This is a genomic window from Escherichia sp. WS1265 (assembly GCF_046487585.1).
Classification (GTDB): Bacteria; Pseudomonadota; Gammaproteobacteria; order Enterobacterales; family Enterobacteriaceae; genus Escherichia; species Escherichia coli.
This window is the reverse complement of record NZ_JBJQJE010000006.1, coordinates 163,910-179,869: the sequence shown is the minus strand read 5'-3', so window position 1 is coordinate 179,869 and position 15,960 is coordinate 163,910. Positions and strand designations below refer to the sequence as shown.

The following is a 15,960-nucleotide window of genomic DNA, read 5'->3' as shown; positions in this document are numbered from 1 at the left end:
CTTACCGGGTTTTAGATTTATCAGGCAAATAGCAGTGTTAACCGCTAATCTGCTCCATCGCCTGCAAAATACGCTTATCTGAAATCGGATAAGGCGTACCAAGTTGTTGAGCGAAGTAACTAACGCGCAACTCTTCTATCATCCAACGGATCTCTTTAACGTCTTCATCCTCACGACGTGCGGGCGGTAGTTTGTTGAACCATTGCTGCCACGCCTGCTGGACGTTTTCGACTTTCAGCATCTGTGCGCGGTCGCGATGTGGATCAACCGCCAGTTTTTCCAGTCGTTTTTCAATCGCCTGCAAATACCGCAGCGTGTCGCCCAGCCGTCTAAAACCGTTGCCAGTGACAAAACCGCGATACACCAGCCCGCCCATCTGCGCTTTGATGTCAGAAAGCCCCAGCGCCATAGTCATATCCACCCGCCCTTTCAGGCGTTTGTTGATATTGAACACTGCCGTAAGGATTTGCTCGACCTGCTTCGCAATATCCACCACCGTGTCGTTCAGTTCAGCACGGACTTTTTCATGCAGCGCAGCAAAACCTTCTTCCGTCCAGACCGGGCCACCATTGGCGTCGATCAGTTGATCCACACCGCAGGAGATACAGTCGTCGATCAGCTCCAGCACTTTGCCATACGGGTTAAAGTACAGCCCCAGCTTGGCTTTGTTTGGCAACTTCTCATGCAAATATTTGATTGGCGAGGGAATATTCAGCAGCAGTAGACGGCGAAGACCGTTCCACATTGCCTGCTTTTGTTCCAGCGGATTATCAAACAGTTTGATCGCCACGCTGTCGCGTTCATCCACTAGCGCTGGCCACGCCTTCACTTTATAGTTGCCACGCTTCTGTTCGTAGCTTTCCGGCAGCTGACCAAAACTCCAGATATGTAAGCCGCTCTGCTCGATACCGTCATCCGCCACCGCAGACAGCGTTTCCTGCACTTTGCCTTTCAGCGCATCTTTCAGATCTTGTAGAGAGCGCCCTTCTTTTAGCTTCTTGTTTTTGTCATCCACCACACGGAAGGTGATTTTCAGGTGATCGGGCACCTGATCCCAGTGCCAGTCTTCGCGGTCAACGGTGACGCCAGTCATCCGCCGTAGCTCTCGTTCAAGGCTGTCGAGCAACGGCAATTCCAGCGGTGTGACGCGGCCTAAAAAAGCTTCGGCGTAGTTTGGCGCGGGCACAAAATTACGCCGTACCGGTTTCGGCAACGATTTAATCAATGCGATGATCAGTTCACGACGCAGGCCGGGGATTTGCCATTCAAACCCGCTCTCTTCTACCTGATTAAGCAGCGGCAGCGGAATATGCACGGTCACACCGTCCGCGTCCGCGCCTGGCTCAAACTGATAGCTCAAACGCAGCTTGAGATTGCCCTGATGCCAGAAGTTCGGATAATCCAGCTTGCTGATTTTTTCTGCCCCTTCTTTGATCAACATGCTCTTTTCAAAGTTGAGCAAATCAGGCGTTTCGCGGCTGACTTTTTTCCACCAGCTGTCGAAGTGACGTGCGGAGATCACATCGTGGCTGATGCGCTGGTCGTAAAACTCAAACAGCGTTTCGTCATCAACCAGAATATCGCGGCGACGTGATTTGTGTTCCAGCTCTTCCACTTCGGCCCGCAGTTTCAGGTTTTCACGGAAGAATACGTGGCGCGTCTGCCAGTCACCTTCCACCAGCGCGTGGCGAATAAAGAGTTCACGACATAACGCCGGATCGATCTGGCTGTAGTTGACCTTACGCGCAGCAACAATCGGCAAACCATAAACAGTGACTTTTTCCGTTGCCATCACCGCGCCCTGCGCCCGTTCCCAGTGCGGTTCGCTGTAGGTGCGTTTAATCAAATGCTGAGCAACGGGTTCTACCCATTCAGGGTCGATACGCGCAGCAATGCGCCCCCACAGGCGGCTGGTTTCTACCAGTTCCGCCACCATTACCCATTTCGGCGGCTTTTTAAATAAGCCGGAACCGGGGAAAATGGAGAAACGCGCGTTACGTGCGCCGGTATATTCTTGTTTATCGGCATCTTTCATGCCGATATGGGAAAGCAAACCGGTCAGTAAGGCGATGTGAATTTCGCGATACTCCGCCGGTTCGCTGTTAACCGGAATGCCAAGTTCTTTCACCACCTGGCGCAACTGGGTGTAGATATCCTGCCATTCGCGCACGCGCAGATAGTTGAGATAATCGGTACGACACAGGCGACGGAAGGCGTTAGAAGAAAGCGCCTTTTGCTGCTCGCCGAGATAATTCCACAGATTTACAAACGCGAGGAAGTCGGATTCTTTGTCGTGGAAGCGGCGATGTTTTTCGTCCGATGCCTGCTGTTTATCCATCGGACGCTCGCGCGGATCCTGAATGGAGAGCGCGGACGTGATAATCATCGCCTCACGCACGCAGCCATGTTTTTGCGCTTCCAGCACCATACGCGCCAGACGAGGATCGACAGGCAATTGCGAAAGCTGGCGACCGAGCGGCGTCAGTTTATAGGCGCTGGCCTGTTCATCAGTGGTGATCGCGCCCAGCTCTTCGAGCAGACGCACGCCATCCTGGATATTACGTTTATCCGGTGCTTCGACAAATGGGAACGCGGCGATATCGCCCAACCCCAGCGCGGTCATCTGCAAAATAACCGAGGCCAGGTTAGTACGCAGAATCTCCGGATCGGTAAACTCCGGGCGCGAGAGGAAATCGTCTTCGGAATAGAGACGAATACAGATCCCTTCGGACACACGACCACAGCGGCCTTTACGCTGATTGGCAGACGCCTGAGAAATCGGCTCAATCGGCAAACGCTGCACTTTAGTGCGATAGCTGTAGCGGCTGATACGCGCCGTACCTGGGTCGATAACGTATTTAATACCCGGTACGGTCAGCGACGTTTCCGCGACGTTGGTCGCCAGCACAATGCGCCGTCCACTGTGCGACTGGAACACGCGGTTCTGTTCGCTGTTCGAAAGCCGCGCATAAAGCGGCAAGATTTCGGTATGGCGTAAGTTCAGCTTGTTCAGCGCATCGGCGGTATCGCGAATTTCCCGCTCACCACTCATAAAGATCAGAATGTCGCCAGGGCTTTCCTGGCTCAGTTCGTCTACGGCGTCAAAAATCGCCTGCAACTGATCGCGCTCGGTATCATCGGCTTCTTCAACAATCGGGCGATAGCGCACTTCCACCGGATAGGTCCGGCCGGAGACTTCGATAATCGGCGCATTATTAAAGTGGCGCGAAAAGCGTTCCGGGTCGATAGTCGCGGAAGTGATAATGATTTTTAGGTCAGGACGCCGCGGCAGCAACTCTTTCAAATAGCCGAGCAGAAAATCGATATTCAGGCTGCGTTCGTGCGCTTCGTCAATAATGATGGTGTCGTACTGCATCAGCAGGCGGTCTTGCTGGATCTCCGCCAGCAGGATACCGTCGGTCATCAGCTTGACCATCGTGTTATCACTTACGTGATCGCTGAAACGCACTTTGTAACCGATGCAACCACCCGGCTCCGTTTTCAGCTCTTCCGCAATACGGTTCGCCACCGTTCGAGCCGCCAGACGACGCGGCTGGGTATGGCCGATCAGCCCTTTAATCCCGCGGCCCAGCTCCATACAGATTTTCGGTAGCTGAGTCGTTTTACCGGAACCCGTTTCCCCGGCGACGATCACCACCTGGTGATCACGAATCGCTTCGAGAATGTCCTGCTTTTTCTGACTAACTGGCAAATTGTCGGGATAAGTGATTTCCGGTCGTGCCGCTTCACGCAGCAGGAGTTTCCCTGCCGCTTGGTCAATCTCTTTCGCCATCTCCTGGAAAATGGCCTGTTGTGCATCAGGATTTTTAACCTTCTTAACACCGTGCAGACGGCGAGAAAAACGCAGTCTGTCACGTAGCATCAGCGAATCCAGCCGCTGCTGCAAGGCAGTAAAGGTCAATTTTTGTTGTTCTGTCATAACGTTAGTGGGCAGTAGTCTGCCTGATTAATTTTCTTTTAAATGATAGATATAGAGTACCACATCGCGGCTTTCTATGCGTTGTTCAATAAATTCGAACATAGGCTTCGATTTATTGCGCTATCTCTGTGGCAGGATTGTGAATAAAGTGTCAACAAGCAACAGGGCATCGCCCATTCAAACATCCATAAGGAAACACCATGAGCAAGGTATTAGTTCTTAAATCCAGCATCCTGGCAGGGTACTCTCAGTCTAATCAGTTGTCCGATTATTTTGTTGAACAATGGCGCGAAAAGCACTCCGCTGATGAAATCACCGTGCGTGACCTGGCTGCAAATCCGATTCCGGTACTGGATGGCGAACTGGTTGGTGCACTGCGTCCGAGCGATGCGCCGCTGACTCCGCGTCAGCAGGAAGCTCTGGCGCTTTCCGATGAGCTGATTGCCGAGCTGAAATCCCACGACGTTATCGTTATTGCGGCACCGATGTATAACTTCAACATCTCGACTCAGTTGAAAAACTATTTTGACCTGGTTGCACGTGCAGGCGTTACTTTCCGCTATACCGAGAACGGTCCGGAAGGTCTGGTAACGGGTAAAAAAGCCATCGTTATTACCAGCCGCGGTGGGATCCACAAAGATGGACCAACGGACCTGGTGACGCCGTATCTGTCCACGTTCCTGGGCTTTATCGGCATTACTGATGTGAAATTTGTCTTCGCCGAAGGGATCGCATACGGTCCGGAAATGGCAGCGAAAGCGCAGTCTGACGCGAAAGCAGCTATCGACAGTATTGTTGCTGAATAACCGGACACGATCTTGATGTGGACTGTAGATATTCAGTCCACATCTCAATCCGCTTACCTGTTTGCCCATAATTTCAGCATCGCTTTGTGCTCTTCCGTAAGCATAATCCGCGAGCGTCTGGCTCGAATATAACTAATCGCTTCATCAACGGTTTTACAATGTCCGTAACATAACAGCCATGCCGCCACTACCAGCGCACTGCGCGATAATCCCAATGCGCAATGGACCAGAACGCTGCCTTGCTCTTCGCGTAATGTTTCCAACATCGCCACGGCCTGTCGGAGCTCCCCCTCTTCCGGAACCACCAGATCCAACATCGGTACACAAAAATAGAGTCGATCTTTTGTCGCTCGTCCGCGAGGGAATTCAAAGGTGACGTCCAGAACCGCATTCTTTGCCGGAATATGTCGTGGAAACGCCCCTAAATAAACACCAGCAGTAATTTTGCTCACCGGCTCCAAGCGAAGGCAAAACCAACGCATAGACAGCCACATCCCGATGCGCCATGGCAATGTCAGCCAGTAAACGGCGGGCGGGAGTTTCCCTTGACTATCTTTACCTGTTGTTATCGCGCCAAGCCCACCGTACCCACGGCCAATAATGAGTAGCGATAATACTGGCCAACATAACCAGACTGACCACCATAACTGAAGCATTATCATTAGCTCCATCAACACAATGCACGCGCACGCGCCTACGACATATGGCAGTGCTATTTTGATTCAACGTTGATCAGGTTTCTGATAATTCCAACGACGGTCGACGGGCACCATCCAGTCAATCAACATACCTACCGCCAGCCCTGTGATGACATCAATAAAATGATGCTGCCATGTCGTTAGCGTCGAAATGGCGATGAGTAAAAACCATCCGCCGCAGACTTTACGCCACCTCACAGCCAGATGCTGACGAAAGTGACGCCAAAGTAGCCAGCAGAGAATAATATGCAGCGAAGGAGACTGGTTATAAGGCAGATCAAACAGTTCAAGTTGCGAAAATAGCCATCCTGTCACCCCACTCACTTCAGGACGGATAAAACTAAACTTCAGCGGGTAGAGAAAAAAACCGCAGCAGGCCATTACCGTTGCCAGAATAAGCCGGTGGACAAGTCGGCGCTGTTCGAATGTCGAGCTACAAACGAACAGCGAAAATCCATATAAAAGATCCAGACTCCAGTAAGGAACAATAGTCCAGGGAAGAAAAGGGATCGCCGTTTCCCAACCGAATACCTGACTGGGGATATCATGGCTGTTAAGGTCCTGAACCGCGGTGAACTGATTAAGAGATCCATAGGTGAAGAAGAAAAACGGGGCCAGCAACAATAACCAGCCAGCTCCTTGTAGCAATACGTTCCGGCGTTCAGTTATCACGACGCACCGCCATCGAAACCGTAAAAATACCCCACTCATCAATCCGTTGTGTGCATTTATCAAATCCGGCATCATGCACAAGCGAATCCATCTCCCCTTGCGAACGCACGCGCATCACCCACGGTTTACCATCTTTATGACTGGTTAACACCCCGGCAATCAATTCCAGTTGTGGGTGCCACGGCTGCCCGGTGTAGATGAGAATGCCACCCGGATCGATGGCATTGGCAAGACCTGCGAGTGAGTTTTTTACCTGCTCATTTTCGGGAAAAAGCTCATACAGGCCAGAGACAATCGCCAGCGTAGGCCGCGGAGTTAACGTGCTGAGTTCTGCCGGATTAAACGCATCGCCCTGTTCAAAACGCGCCCGCCCAGACATTCCCCGTTGGGCAATCATCTCTTGCCCTTGTGCAACATTTACCTCACTGTAATCACGTAACAAAATTTCGCTTATGGCGGGCTCGTTTGCCAGCGCATCCAGTACATAGCGCCCATGCCCTGCGGCAATGTCAACCACGCGGACGGCTAAACCTTTGGCGTGGAGATGGGCAACGGCTTGTTTAATCAGCATTTGTAAATGGGTTTTGCGCTGGCGAATACCGCGCCAGCCAACACTGTTCAGGTAGATTTCGTCGATAAAGCGCCCGAATGCGTTACTGCCTTGCGGTTGATTTTGATAGACATAATCCAGCGAACTGCCTGAATCAAAGCCGGTACTCATTCCGAGATGCAGGCCCGCAGAGTGCGCCCCGAACAGTTTCATCGCCTTTCGCATAAAGCGATACGCCAAATCAACCGGCGATAACGGCACGGGTCCACCAGAAAGGAGCCGCCATCGATCCGCTGATGGTCCTGTGCGGTCTTCATGCTGATAATCAAATTTTTGCGACTTGTTAGCATATAAGCGACTAATAAAGCTTTGCATTTTTTCAAATGCCTGCGCCCTGTTCTCTTCACCCAACGTGTCGTGATAAAAGCCTGGCAGCAGATGCAGCTCTTTCAGAGGACTACGTAAATGCTGATAAAAATCAATTTGCGGTTGGCGATGCACCACATAGTCATCGCCTGATATCAGAAGTTGCGTGGGGAGCGTAATCGCCGCCGCATCGCTAACAATACGTTCAGACGTTTTATAGAGATCGAGCAAGATATTGACGGCAATCGCCCGTGTGATCAGCGGATCATTATTGAAACTCGCCACCCGTTGCCGATCGTGGGTCAAATAGCGTCCTTTCACATAGGAATTAATAAAAAACAGACCACGCAGACGATGCCATAACGCCAGCCCAGGACGTGCCAGCGGCACATACAATTTAACCTTAAAGGCCGGAGAAGCCAGCACTAGTCCGCGAATAGCTGGCGCATAATCATGACCCCATGTGGCAACCAGCACTGCGCCAACGCTTTGCGCGATCACAACCACCTCTTCCAGTCCAACCTGGCTGTCGCTGGCAGCAAAACGGACAAATTCATCGACATCCTGCACTGAACGCGCAAGAGACGGACTATAACCACGCGGCCCCGAAGTTTGTCCATGCCCTCGGGCATCCCATGCATAAAAAGCAGTATCTGGCATCGCCAGTTCATCAACGATATGTTGTAGACGACCAGAATGTTCATGACCGCGATGAAATAAGACGATGACCTTTTTCGCCCCTGGCTGTAAAGTGGGCCAGTGCCGATAAAACAACGCTGTATTATCACTGGTGGTAAAAAAATGTTCCCCAGGGATGCGTGAATTTTCCATTTTCTCTATTTTCCTTCAGTAACAGCAGTAGCGAATAAAATAAAAAAATACCGGAGCGGTGAAAATTAATGAGTCAATCCTGTCAAGGAGTCCGCCATGTCCTGGTAATAGTTTTCCACTATCTTTAACACCAACATCTCGTTTGATGGCTGACATCACTACATCGCCGCAAAAACCACTAATACCAATTAACAAACCCGCTAATAATGCCTGTAATGTATCTAGCGGTGTCAGCAACGGTCCAATAATCAGTGACGCAATCATGGTGGTGATTACGCCGCCCATCAGACCTTCCAATGTTTTTACCGGGCTGACTTTAGGGACCACTTTTCTTCTGCCGCAGGATTTTCCCCATAAATACTGTGCAATATCGTTTGACTCGGTTAATGCCAAAAGAAATAACACCAGTAACGCCCCGCCCTGGATATTTGTGGTTGGCAACATTAATAACCAGGCGGCATGACTCAAGGTGAAAACGGTCATTATCCAGCCACAAAAAATGGCGCTCACGGTATGCAGAAAACCGGAGGTATCACCTGCTAAAACTCGCCAGGTGGCTAATATCAGAAACCCAGCCAAAGGTATAAATAACAGAAACAGCTCAAAGGAATTAAAACCGATAAGCAAATAGTTAAGAGGAATAACCCAATATAACCAACGCGGAAAATGTACGGATATAAGCGTACAATATTCTTTCAATGCCAGAAAACTTATCAGCGCAAAAAACGTCAACGTCATCCAGCGTGGACCTGAAATCACCAGTGAAAAACAAATGACGATGCCCCACCAGGTACGAATACGTAATGTAACCTCACCCCCTTTTCTCTCCGGTAACCGCCATACCAGAAAACGGTTTATCAGCGTTGCTAAAATTAACAACGCGAAAAGTGTTGCCAGAGATTTTTCCAGCATTATCTTTCAGCACTCATAAAAAGCACACTCCGACAACGATTAATCGCAGTCCAGAGAAGCAGAATTGAAGCAATGCTCCATAAAAGATTATTCCATTGCATCCACTGTGGATAAATGGCAACGGCTAGCCCCCACAGACCAAATATTAACGCGCGATCGCTTTTGCCAAATGGACCGGCATAACTGCGAATACCGTTAATCGTCTGCGCGAGTAAACCGCAAAACTCAGTCAATATGGTGCAAAATAACATGAGTATTACGAGTGATGCGTTACTTTCCGGTAAAAATAAAAACGGTAAATAGAGCGCAATATCGGAAATAACATCGCCAGTTTCATTCAAAATCGCCCCCAGACGTGTTTTCTGATTGCACTCACGCGCCAACATGCCATCCAGCGCATTGAGCGCCATACGGATAAAAAGCACGATGGGCAATAGCAAAAAGAGGATGGGTTGTGCGACCAACATCAACAGCAATCCGGTAAAAAGAGAAAGCGCCAGTGCAGCAAGAGTGATGTGATTCGCTGTAACATGGTGCTTATAAAGCCAAAACATCGTCGGTCTTAACAGCATCTGAAAGAGCGGTTTTATCTGGTAGAGCGTCATTATCAATCCTTGATAATTCTGTTTGCGCTATGGTGCATCAATTGCCCTGACAGAGATATCGCAACACGCCGCTTCATTAAAAATTCAGAATATATCAAGGTATTGGGGACTCACCGTCAGGAATGCTTATCCCCAATAAATCAAGTGGTTAAAAATTATTACGCTGTTATTCAATACAACTCATCAAGTTTTCTCATCGCTTGTTCCCGTATTGCGCGCGTCTTACCGTTAAGCGCCAGCTGCCGAACTAAATCCAGTTCAGGGTTAACAAGCTCTAACGCCAGCAAAGGATCACGTTTCAGCCTCGCCTTTAATACATCAACTGGAAAACGGGGATTATTCATCGCCACAATCCACCACTCGGGATCAATTTCTGCCGCCAGTACTGCAGGCGGTGTGTGGCGGTTGTTAAGTGCGCCGAACTTGAAAAATGTGAGATTGCTTTTCGCCAGTGTACTCCACCATATACGATCCGGTTGTTTTGCCAGTTTATCCAGTTGCGCTAATGCATCGGGGTCAAGTGCATAATAAACACGTAACGCTTCGTTAACCTGCGCACGAGAGCTGTTTTCCTGCCTCAGAAAAAACTTCGCCCAAATATCATTGCGTGGCATATTTTGCTGTAATTCCTTGAGGACAACAGCGGGTAAATTATCCCAACTAACTAATGCACTCTCTAAAAAGTCCCAGCCTTCCGAACGTATCAGAGAGGTGGCATTTAATAGCATCTGGTCATCAACTTCACCGTGGCTAATCAGCTCAGACAAAATCATATCAGCGCTGGTTTCATATGCTTCTGAATCTGCTTTGGGATTATTTTTTCGATGCGATAAAGCGCGATGCCAAATTTTTTGTTTCATCGCCGTACTCAGATACTGATTTTTCGCCAGATTACTCCACCCCGTAGGATCGTTGAAACGTGTCAATAACCGTTGTAAAGCAGCGTCAGAGTGAATTACCTGCATATCCCCACAGCAAAAATAGGCAGGAAATTTTTTCTCCATCTTTTTAACAAAATTAAACTGTAAGTTATCTGGCAACGCTAAAAATAACGCACCTATTAGATCATCGTCATTCTCGAATTTTTGGTATAAATATACTGCTATTTTGTCACTCTCTTGTGGCGTCATCCGCAACAATTGACCATGGTGTTTCATCTCTGCCAGCTTGAACGCTAAGTTTGTGACAACATTTTTTGATGAATCTTTCGCCAACTGCATTGCCTGATTGTAGGTGAGTTGTCCTCCAGCACCGACCTGACGAATTGTGGGATCATCACTGCGGATATAGCCATCTATAATGGATTCGGGCAATAACCATGCATCTTTATAAAGCCCCTCAATGACCCAATCTCTTTTCGCCAGAGTCATGACGATATCCAGAGGGAGATTTTCACGTAGCGCAAGATTCAACGGACCGGCACCACCAGGTAGAAGGCTAATTCGCGTCATTATTTCGACAGAGAGCGGTTCACGGTTGAGCAAACCCAGAACAACAGGCTGGTAACCCAATTGCTGATCGGTCAACTCCAGAATCTCATTGTCAGGCATATATCTCGCCATACTTGCAATCGTTTGTTCATCATTGCTATTAATAAGTTGTTTGCGTAGGTTGGCTGAAATTCCTTTAAGCCTTGGGAGAGTTCGCATTATGGCAAGATCAAATGTCGCAATGTCTCGTCCTTCAAATGCAGCAACTTTGCCTTCATCCAGCATTTGCAATTCCTGCACTAACTCAGGAGAAGGCTTAGGGCGAAACAGCGCTTCTTTTTTCATCAGATTACAGACATTCCCTGCCATGCGAATATTGCTTCGCTTAAAAATTTCTTTCAGAGCATCTTCATCATTTATTAGGCCCCAATAATATGCATCAGGATTTATTATCGCCAGCGCTTTTTTGACATTTTCAGTGTCATTTTTGTCTCCCGCACGGACCATGAATTCACTATTTGTCGAAGACACAACAACAGGTGCAATTATGTCATTGATAAATATCCCACGCGCATTAATACTTCCCTTAATCGTAGACGGATTATCGTAATATGAGTCGATAAATACCAGTCCACTTGCATTTATCGAACCGGTAATTAACAGTGGTGAATCCGTAACTATATTCGTTGCCGTCACGTTACCGAGAATAACCCATGGATTAGAAAGAGAGAAAGTGGAAATATTACCTTTGACTGTCAAATTGCCAAGAACAATCAATTTTTGATTACTCTCTATATTACCTTCTACCACTAAATCGCCACGATGCACTTTCCAGTCCGATGCAGATAAACCGAAGGGGACAAGATTCACGCTACTGTTGATAGCTTGTTCAACTTGTTGTTTATCTTCAGCGGTAGCCGCAGAAAAAAATGGTTCAATATCAACTGCATTTGCAACACATCGAAGTTCCGCCTGTACTGGAAGACTCAGCATAAACAGGGGAAGTAAACCTATCCAGCTGCAAATCCTGGGCTTAAACATATGCACTCCATGCCATTAAAAAAGAAACAAAAGGGAAATGCATCTTTCCCTTTTGTATATTCGTTATTCTCGCGAAATACCATCCAACGTAGACAACACTTCCTCAGAAAGATGCAATTTTTCAGCAGCCATATTCTCCCGTAAATGCGCAACAGAAGACGTCCCTGGGATCAGCAAAATATTCGGTGAACGTTGTAACAGCCACGCCAGCGCCACCTGCATGGGTGTTGCACCCAGGCTCGCAGCAACATCCGACAGCGTAGAGGATTGCAGCGGTGTAAAGCCCCCGAGCGGGAAGAACGGCACGTAGGCAATGCCATCGTGGGCCAAAGCATCAATCATTGCATCATCAGCACGGTGCGCGATGTTGTATTCGTTTTGCACACAGACAATTTCGGCAATCTTGCGCGCCTCTGCAACCTGCGTCGGTGTGACGTTGCTCAGGCCAATATGTTTTACCAGGCCTTGTTGTTGCATCTCTGCCAGCACGGTCAGGCTGGCCTCAATCGATCCTTCCGCTGGGCCATGACCATCCCCCATCATAACGCGCAGGTTAACCACATCCAGTACGTCCAGGCCGAGATTACGTAGATTATCGTGCACCGCTTTTTGCAACTCTGCCGGAGAAAAGGCGGGCAACCAGGAAGCGTCCTCTCCACGCCGCGCACCAATTTTAGTGACAATTGTCAGGTCGTCAGAGTAAGGATAAAGCGCTTCGCGGATAATCTGATTGGTGACGTGCGGACCATAAAAGTCGCTGGTATCAATGTGATTGACGCCCAATGCCAGCGCCTCACGCAGCACGGTTATAGCGACGTGGCGATCTCTTGGGGGGCCAAAAACCCCAGGACCTGCCAGTTGCATCGCGCCATAACCAAGACGGTTAACGGATTTTGTACCGAGAGTAAATGTATTGCTGCTCATCGCACCCTGCCCTGTAATAAAACGGATTAAGAAAAATCAGTATAGAAACGAAAAGAGATAAATAATGCGAAGGCGTAAACAAGATTATTGGATGAGTTGCTCTATTGTCCTTGAAGACACCAAAACAAAACGCCTAAAGCATCGCATCCGGCAATAAAAAACCGCAACCTGTATCAGCGTTGCGGTTTAGGTATCACATGCTAAAAATTAGAACGTCCAGCATCAGGACGTTACTGTTTCGGTCGCAGATTCTCATCAAATACCAGGCGCTGCCTGCCAGGTTCAACTTCCCGCAATGGCTCGACTTGATGCAACGTCTGCTTACAGCGTGTCACCAGCACCTGGTACTCATGCGTGCCCTGCTTTTTCCATGCCAACTCCTGCTCACTGAGTTCACGAATCGCTTTCGCCGGGCTGCCGACAATCAGGTAATTAGCAGGCATTTCTGCTTTGGCTTTCACAAATGCGGATGCGCCAACAATGCTGTTCTCGCCAATCACCGCACCGTCCATCACTACCGCGTTCATTCCCACTAATGCATTGCGGCGGATAATGCAGCCGTGAAGGATAGCGCTATGACCAATATGTCCATCTTCTTCCACGACAGTATCCTGCTCGGGAAAACCGTGCATAACGCAATTATCCTGAATGTTCGCGCCATCTTTCACCACGATACGACCAAAATCGCCACGCAGGCTGGCATTTGTCCCAACGTAAACACCCTTGCCGAGAATAACATCGCCGATCAATACCGCTGTCGGATGAACAAAACTCTCTTCTGGCACAACCGGAGTCAGACCGTCTATCTGATAAATTGGCATAACGCCTCCTGTTCAATGTTCAAGCCGCCAAAACGTTGAAAATACAGGCTTCCCGGCGCAGGCAGTTCACCGACCGAGGTTTCACCTTTTTCACTAACGAACGCTAAAGCAGCAGGCGCTACGCGCTGATAAATGTTGATACACAGCTGACGCGCCGTATGCCCTGCCCAGTGAGCCGGAAGCAACTCCTCCGGCAACAATGGGTCTTTAAGGACGACACGGCGATAAAAATGGATCAGTAAAAGCTGAATATGAAATGCACGCTCCGGGGTTAACTCGTCTGCCGCCTCTTTTAACAGCGGCACCAGCGGGCGGAATGACTGAATAAAGGTTTCGTACATGGCATTTTGTTCAGTTAAATGCCAGCACTCTTCTACTCTGGCACGCAGTGCTGCACGAGAAAGCGCCAGTGGTATTTGCGCTTCAAAACAAATCACGTTATCCGCCACACCCGCTTCATGCAAAAGTGTCTGTACATCGGCCAGTTTTTGCGACGGCGATGCCATCAGGCTGGGTGCCAGTGCGCCAAAACCTTGCCAGATCAACTGCTTTTTGACATCAGCCAGCGTTGATTTATCTAAACCTTCCGAGAGCAACAGGAGCCATTTACCATCCCATGCAGGTTGCTCTGCGCGATAAATTTTACTTTCTGCCCGTCGCGTCAGGCGCAAGCCTTTATCACTGAGGCTATAGAAACTGCGTCGCCCGATGCGGGAAACATCCAGCCAGCCTTCTTTATTAAGACGAAACAAAGCGGTGCGCACGAAACGCTCACCAAATCCCAGCCCTTCCAGCAAAGCAGCCAGACTACCCAGCCAGATTTCACCACCACGATGGGAAAGTGAATCACCATACAGAGAGGAGATCAAAGATGTGCCACTGACAGGAACAGCGTTTACAGCATGTTGGATAAAAGTATCAAGTTTACTCATTCGATTCAGTCTGTTGTTATTGTTGTGATTTATGAATCATAGCACAGGTCGTATCGACTTCTGGCCCTGGCGGTTTACCTCACCAGGGCCAGGCGACACGTCAGGCACCAACAATATTGCGCAGATCAAACACCCGACACGCCTTGCCTTCTGAACGCGGGATACTGCCACAGTTAACGATCATCACATCGGTAGAGATCCCCACCATCGACTTAATCCGATGGCGTAGCTGGTGGCACACCTGGCAACGCTGCTCATGCGTCAATGTCAGGCTACTTTCTTTCAACTCCACTTTCACAGAAAGTGAATCAAGATGCCCCCGGCGGTTCACCTCCAGTTGGTAATGGGGCGATAAATGTTCGAATTTGACAATCTCTTCTTCCAGTTGTGACGGAAAGACATTTACACCGCGAATAATCAACATGTCATCGCTGCGTCCGCTGATGCGATCCATGCGGCGCATAGTCCGCGCCGTTCCTGGTAACAGTCGGGTTAAATCACGCGTGCGGTAACGAATGACCGGCAATGCTTCTTTGGTCAGAGTGGTGAATAACAGTTCGCCATGTTCACCATCGGCAAGCGGTGTGCCGTCATGAGGATTAACAATTTCAGGATAGAAATGATCTTCCCAAATGGTTGGGCCGTCAGTAGTTTCCAGACACTCCATCGCCACCCCCGGCCCCATCACTTCTGACAGGCCATAAATATCCAGTGCGGTGATCCCCAGGCGACGCTCAATCTCTTTACGCATGGCCTGTGTCCACGGCTCAGCACCAAACACTCCAACTCGTAGCGAGCAACCGCTGGCATCACCGCCCAACTGACGCTCCAGCTCTTCAATCAGGTTAAGGCAATAAGATGGCGTAACCATGATCATATCTGGTTGAAAATCGCGGATCAGTTGCGCTTGTTTTTCTGTCTGCCCACCAGACATCGGGATCACCGTAGCGCCCAGACGTTCGGCCCCATAGTGCGCACCCAGCCCACCAGTAAACAGGCCGTAACCATAGGCGACATGAATTTTATCTTTGGGCGTGCCACCTGCCGCACGCAAGGAACGCGCTACAATATTGGCCCAGTTATCAATATCGTTTTGCGTATAGCCAACAACTGTCGGTTTACCTGTGGTTCCCGAAGAAGCATGAATGCGCACCACTTGTTCCATCGGCACGGCAAAGGTGTCGAAAGGATAGTTGTCGCGCAGATCCTGTTTGGTGGTACAGGGAAATTTACGCAGGTCAGAAAGTTCCCTGAAATCATCAGGATGTACGCCTGCTGCGTCGAATTTGCGCCGATACATCGGGACATTTTCATACGCGTGTTTGAACGTCCATTTCAGACGCTGTGTTTGCAACGCCTGTAACTCATCTACAGACGCGGTTTCAATCGGGTCAAGCTTTGTATTGGTTATCATTGTAGGGTACTCGCAGGT

General features: G+C 49.3%; 10 protein-coding genes and 1 pseudogene. 1 reads left to right on the top strand and 10 read right to left on the bottom strand.

Annotation, left to right across the window (positions count from 1 at the left end; translation table 11 throughout):
* Positions 1–37: 37 nt before the first annotated feature.
* On the bottom strand, positions 38–3,940 hold the full coding sequence (hrpA, locus tag ACJHX3_RS08525) for an ATP-dependent RNA helicase HrpA (RefSeq protein ID WP_094308129.1): 3,903 nt from the start codon (positions 3,938–3,940) through the stop codon (positions 38–40).
* A 200-nt stretch (positions 3,941–4,140) separates the two neighbouring features.
* Here hrpA and azoR point away from each other — a divergent pair, with 200 nt between their 5' ends.
* Positions 4,141–4,746 carry an FMN-dependent NADH-azoreductase gene (gene azoR, locus ACJHX3_RS08520; RefSeq protein ID WP_000048963.1) on the top strand — a complete coding sequence of 202 codons (606 nt, stop codon included), beginning with the start codon at positions 4,141–4,143 and terminating at the stop codon, positions 4,744–4,746.
* A gap of 53 nt (positions 4,747–4,799) precedes the next feature.
* Here azoR and ACJHX3_RS08515 read toward each other — a convergent pair.
* From ACJHX3_RS08515 to paaK, 9 genes and pseudogenes are all read right to left on the bottom strand, one after another.
* Positions 4,800–6,092 (bottom strand): annotated as a pseudogene (locus tag ACJHX3_RS08515) (phosphatase PAP2/dual specificity phosphatase family protein).
* A gap of 13 nt (positions 6,093–6,105) precedes the next feature.
* The gene (locus ACJHX3_RS08510; protein ID WP_000431876.1) at positions 6,106–7,863 is read right to left on the bottom strand and encodes a bifunctional alpha/beta hydrolase/class I SAM-dependent methyltransferase; all 1,758 of its coding nucleotides are present in this window, start codon (positions 7,861–7,863) and stop codon (positions 6,106–6,108) included.
* A gap of 15 nt (positions 7,864–7,878) precedes the next feature.
* Complete coding sequence (locus tag ACJHX3_RS08505; protein WP_094308128.1) at positions 7,879–8,775, bottom strand: phosphatidate cytidylyltransferase; 897 nt, start codon at positions 8,773–8,775, stop codon at positions 7,879–7,881.
* Positions 8,775–9,380, bottom strand: coding sequence for a CDP-alcohol phosphatidyltransferase family protein (locus tag ACJHX3_RS08500; protein ID WP_000177493.1), 606 nt, complete (start codon positions 9,378–9,380; stop codon positions 8,775–8,777). The genes ACJHX3_RS08505 and ACJHX3_RS08500 overlap by 1 nt, the downstream gene beginning before the upstream one ends.
* Positions 9,381–9,550: 170 nt before the next feature.
* A complete protein-coding gene (locus tag ACJHX3_RS08495; RefSeq protein ID WP_094308127.1) occupies positions 9,551–11,851 on the bottom strand; it encodes a DUF2773 domain-containing bactofilin in 2,301 nt (766 codons plus the stop codon).
* Between the two features lie 63 nt (positions 11,852–11,914).
* A complete protein-coding gene (gene pdxI, locus ACJHX3_RS08490; protein ID WP_000097801.1) occupies positions 11,915–12,775 on the bottom strand; it encodes a pyridoxine 4-dehydrogenase in 861 nt (286 codons plus the stop codon).
* Positions 12,776–13,005: 230 nt separating this feature from the next.
* Positions 13,006–13,596, bottom strand: coding sequence for a phenylacetic acid degradation protein PaaY (gene paaY, locus ACJHX3_RS08485; protein ID WP_094321749.1), 591 nt, complete (start codon positions 13,594–13,596; stop codon positions 13,006–13,008).
* Positions 13,578–14,528 (bottom strand): phenylacetic acid degradation operon negative regulatory protein PaaX, encoded by a 951-nt coding sequence (paaX, locus tag ACJHX3_RS08480; protein ID WP_000039887.1) that lies wholly within the window; start codon positions 14,526–14,528, stop codon positions 13,578–13,580. Before paaX ends, paaY begins: the two co-directional genes overlap by 19 nt.
* Positions 14,529–14,628: 100 nt before the next feature.
* Positions 14,629–15,942 (bottom strand): phenylacetate--CoA ligase PaaK, encoded by a 1,314-nt coding sequence (paaK, locus tag ACJHX3_RS08475; protein WP_042097653.1) that lies wholly within the window; start codon positions 15,940–15,942, stop codon positions 14,629–14,631.
* Positions 15,943–15,960: the final 18 nt, after the last annotated feature.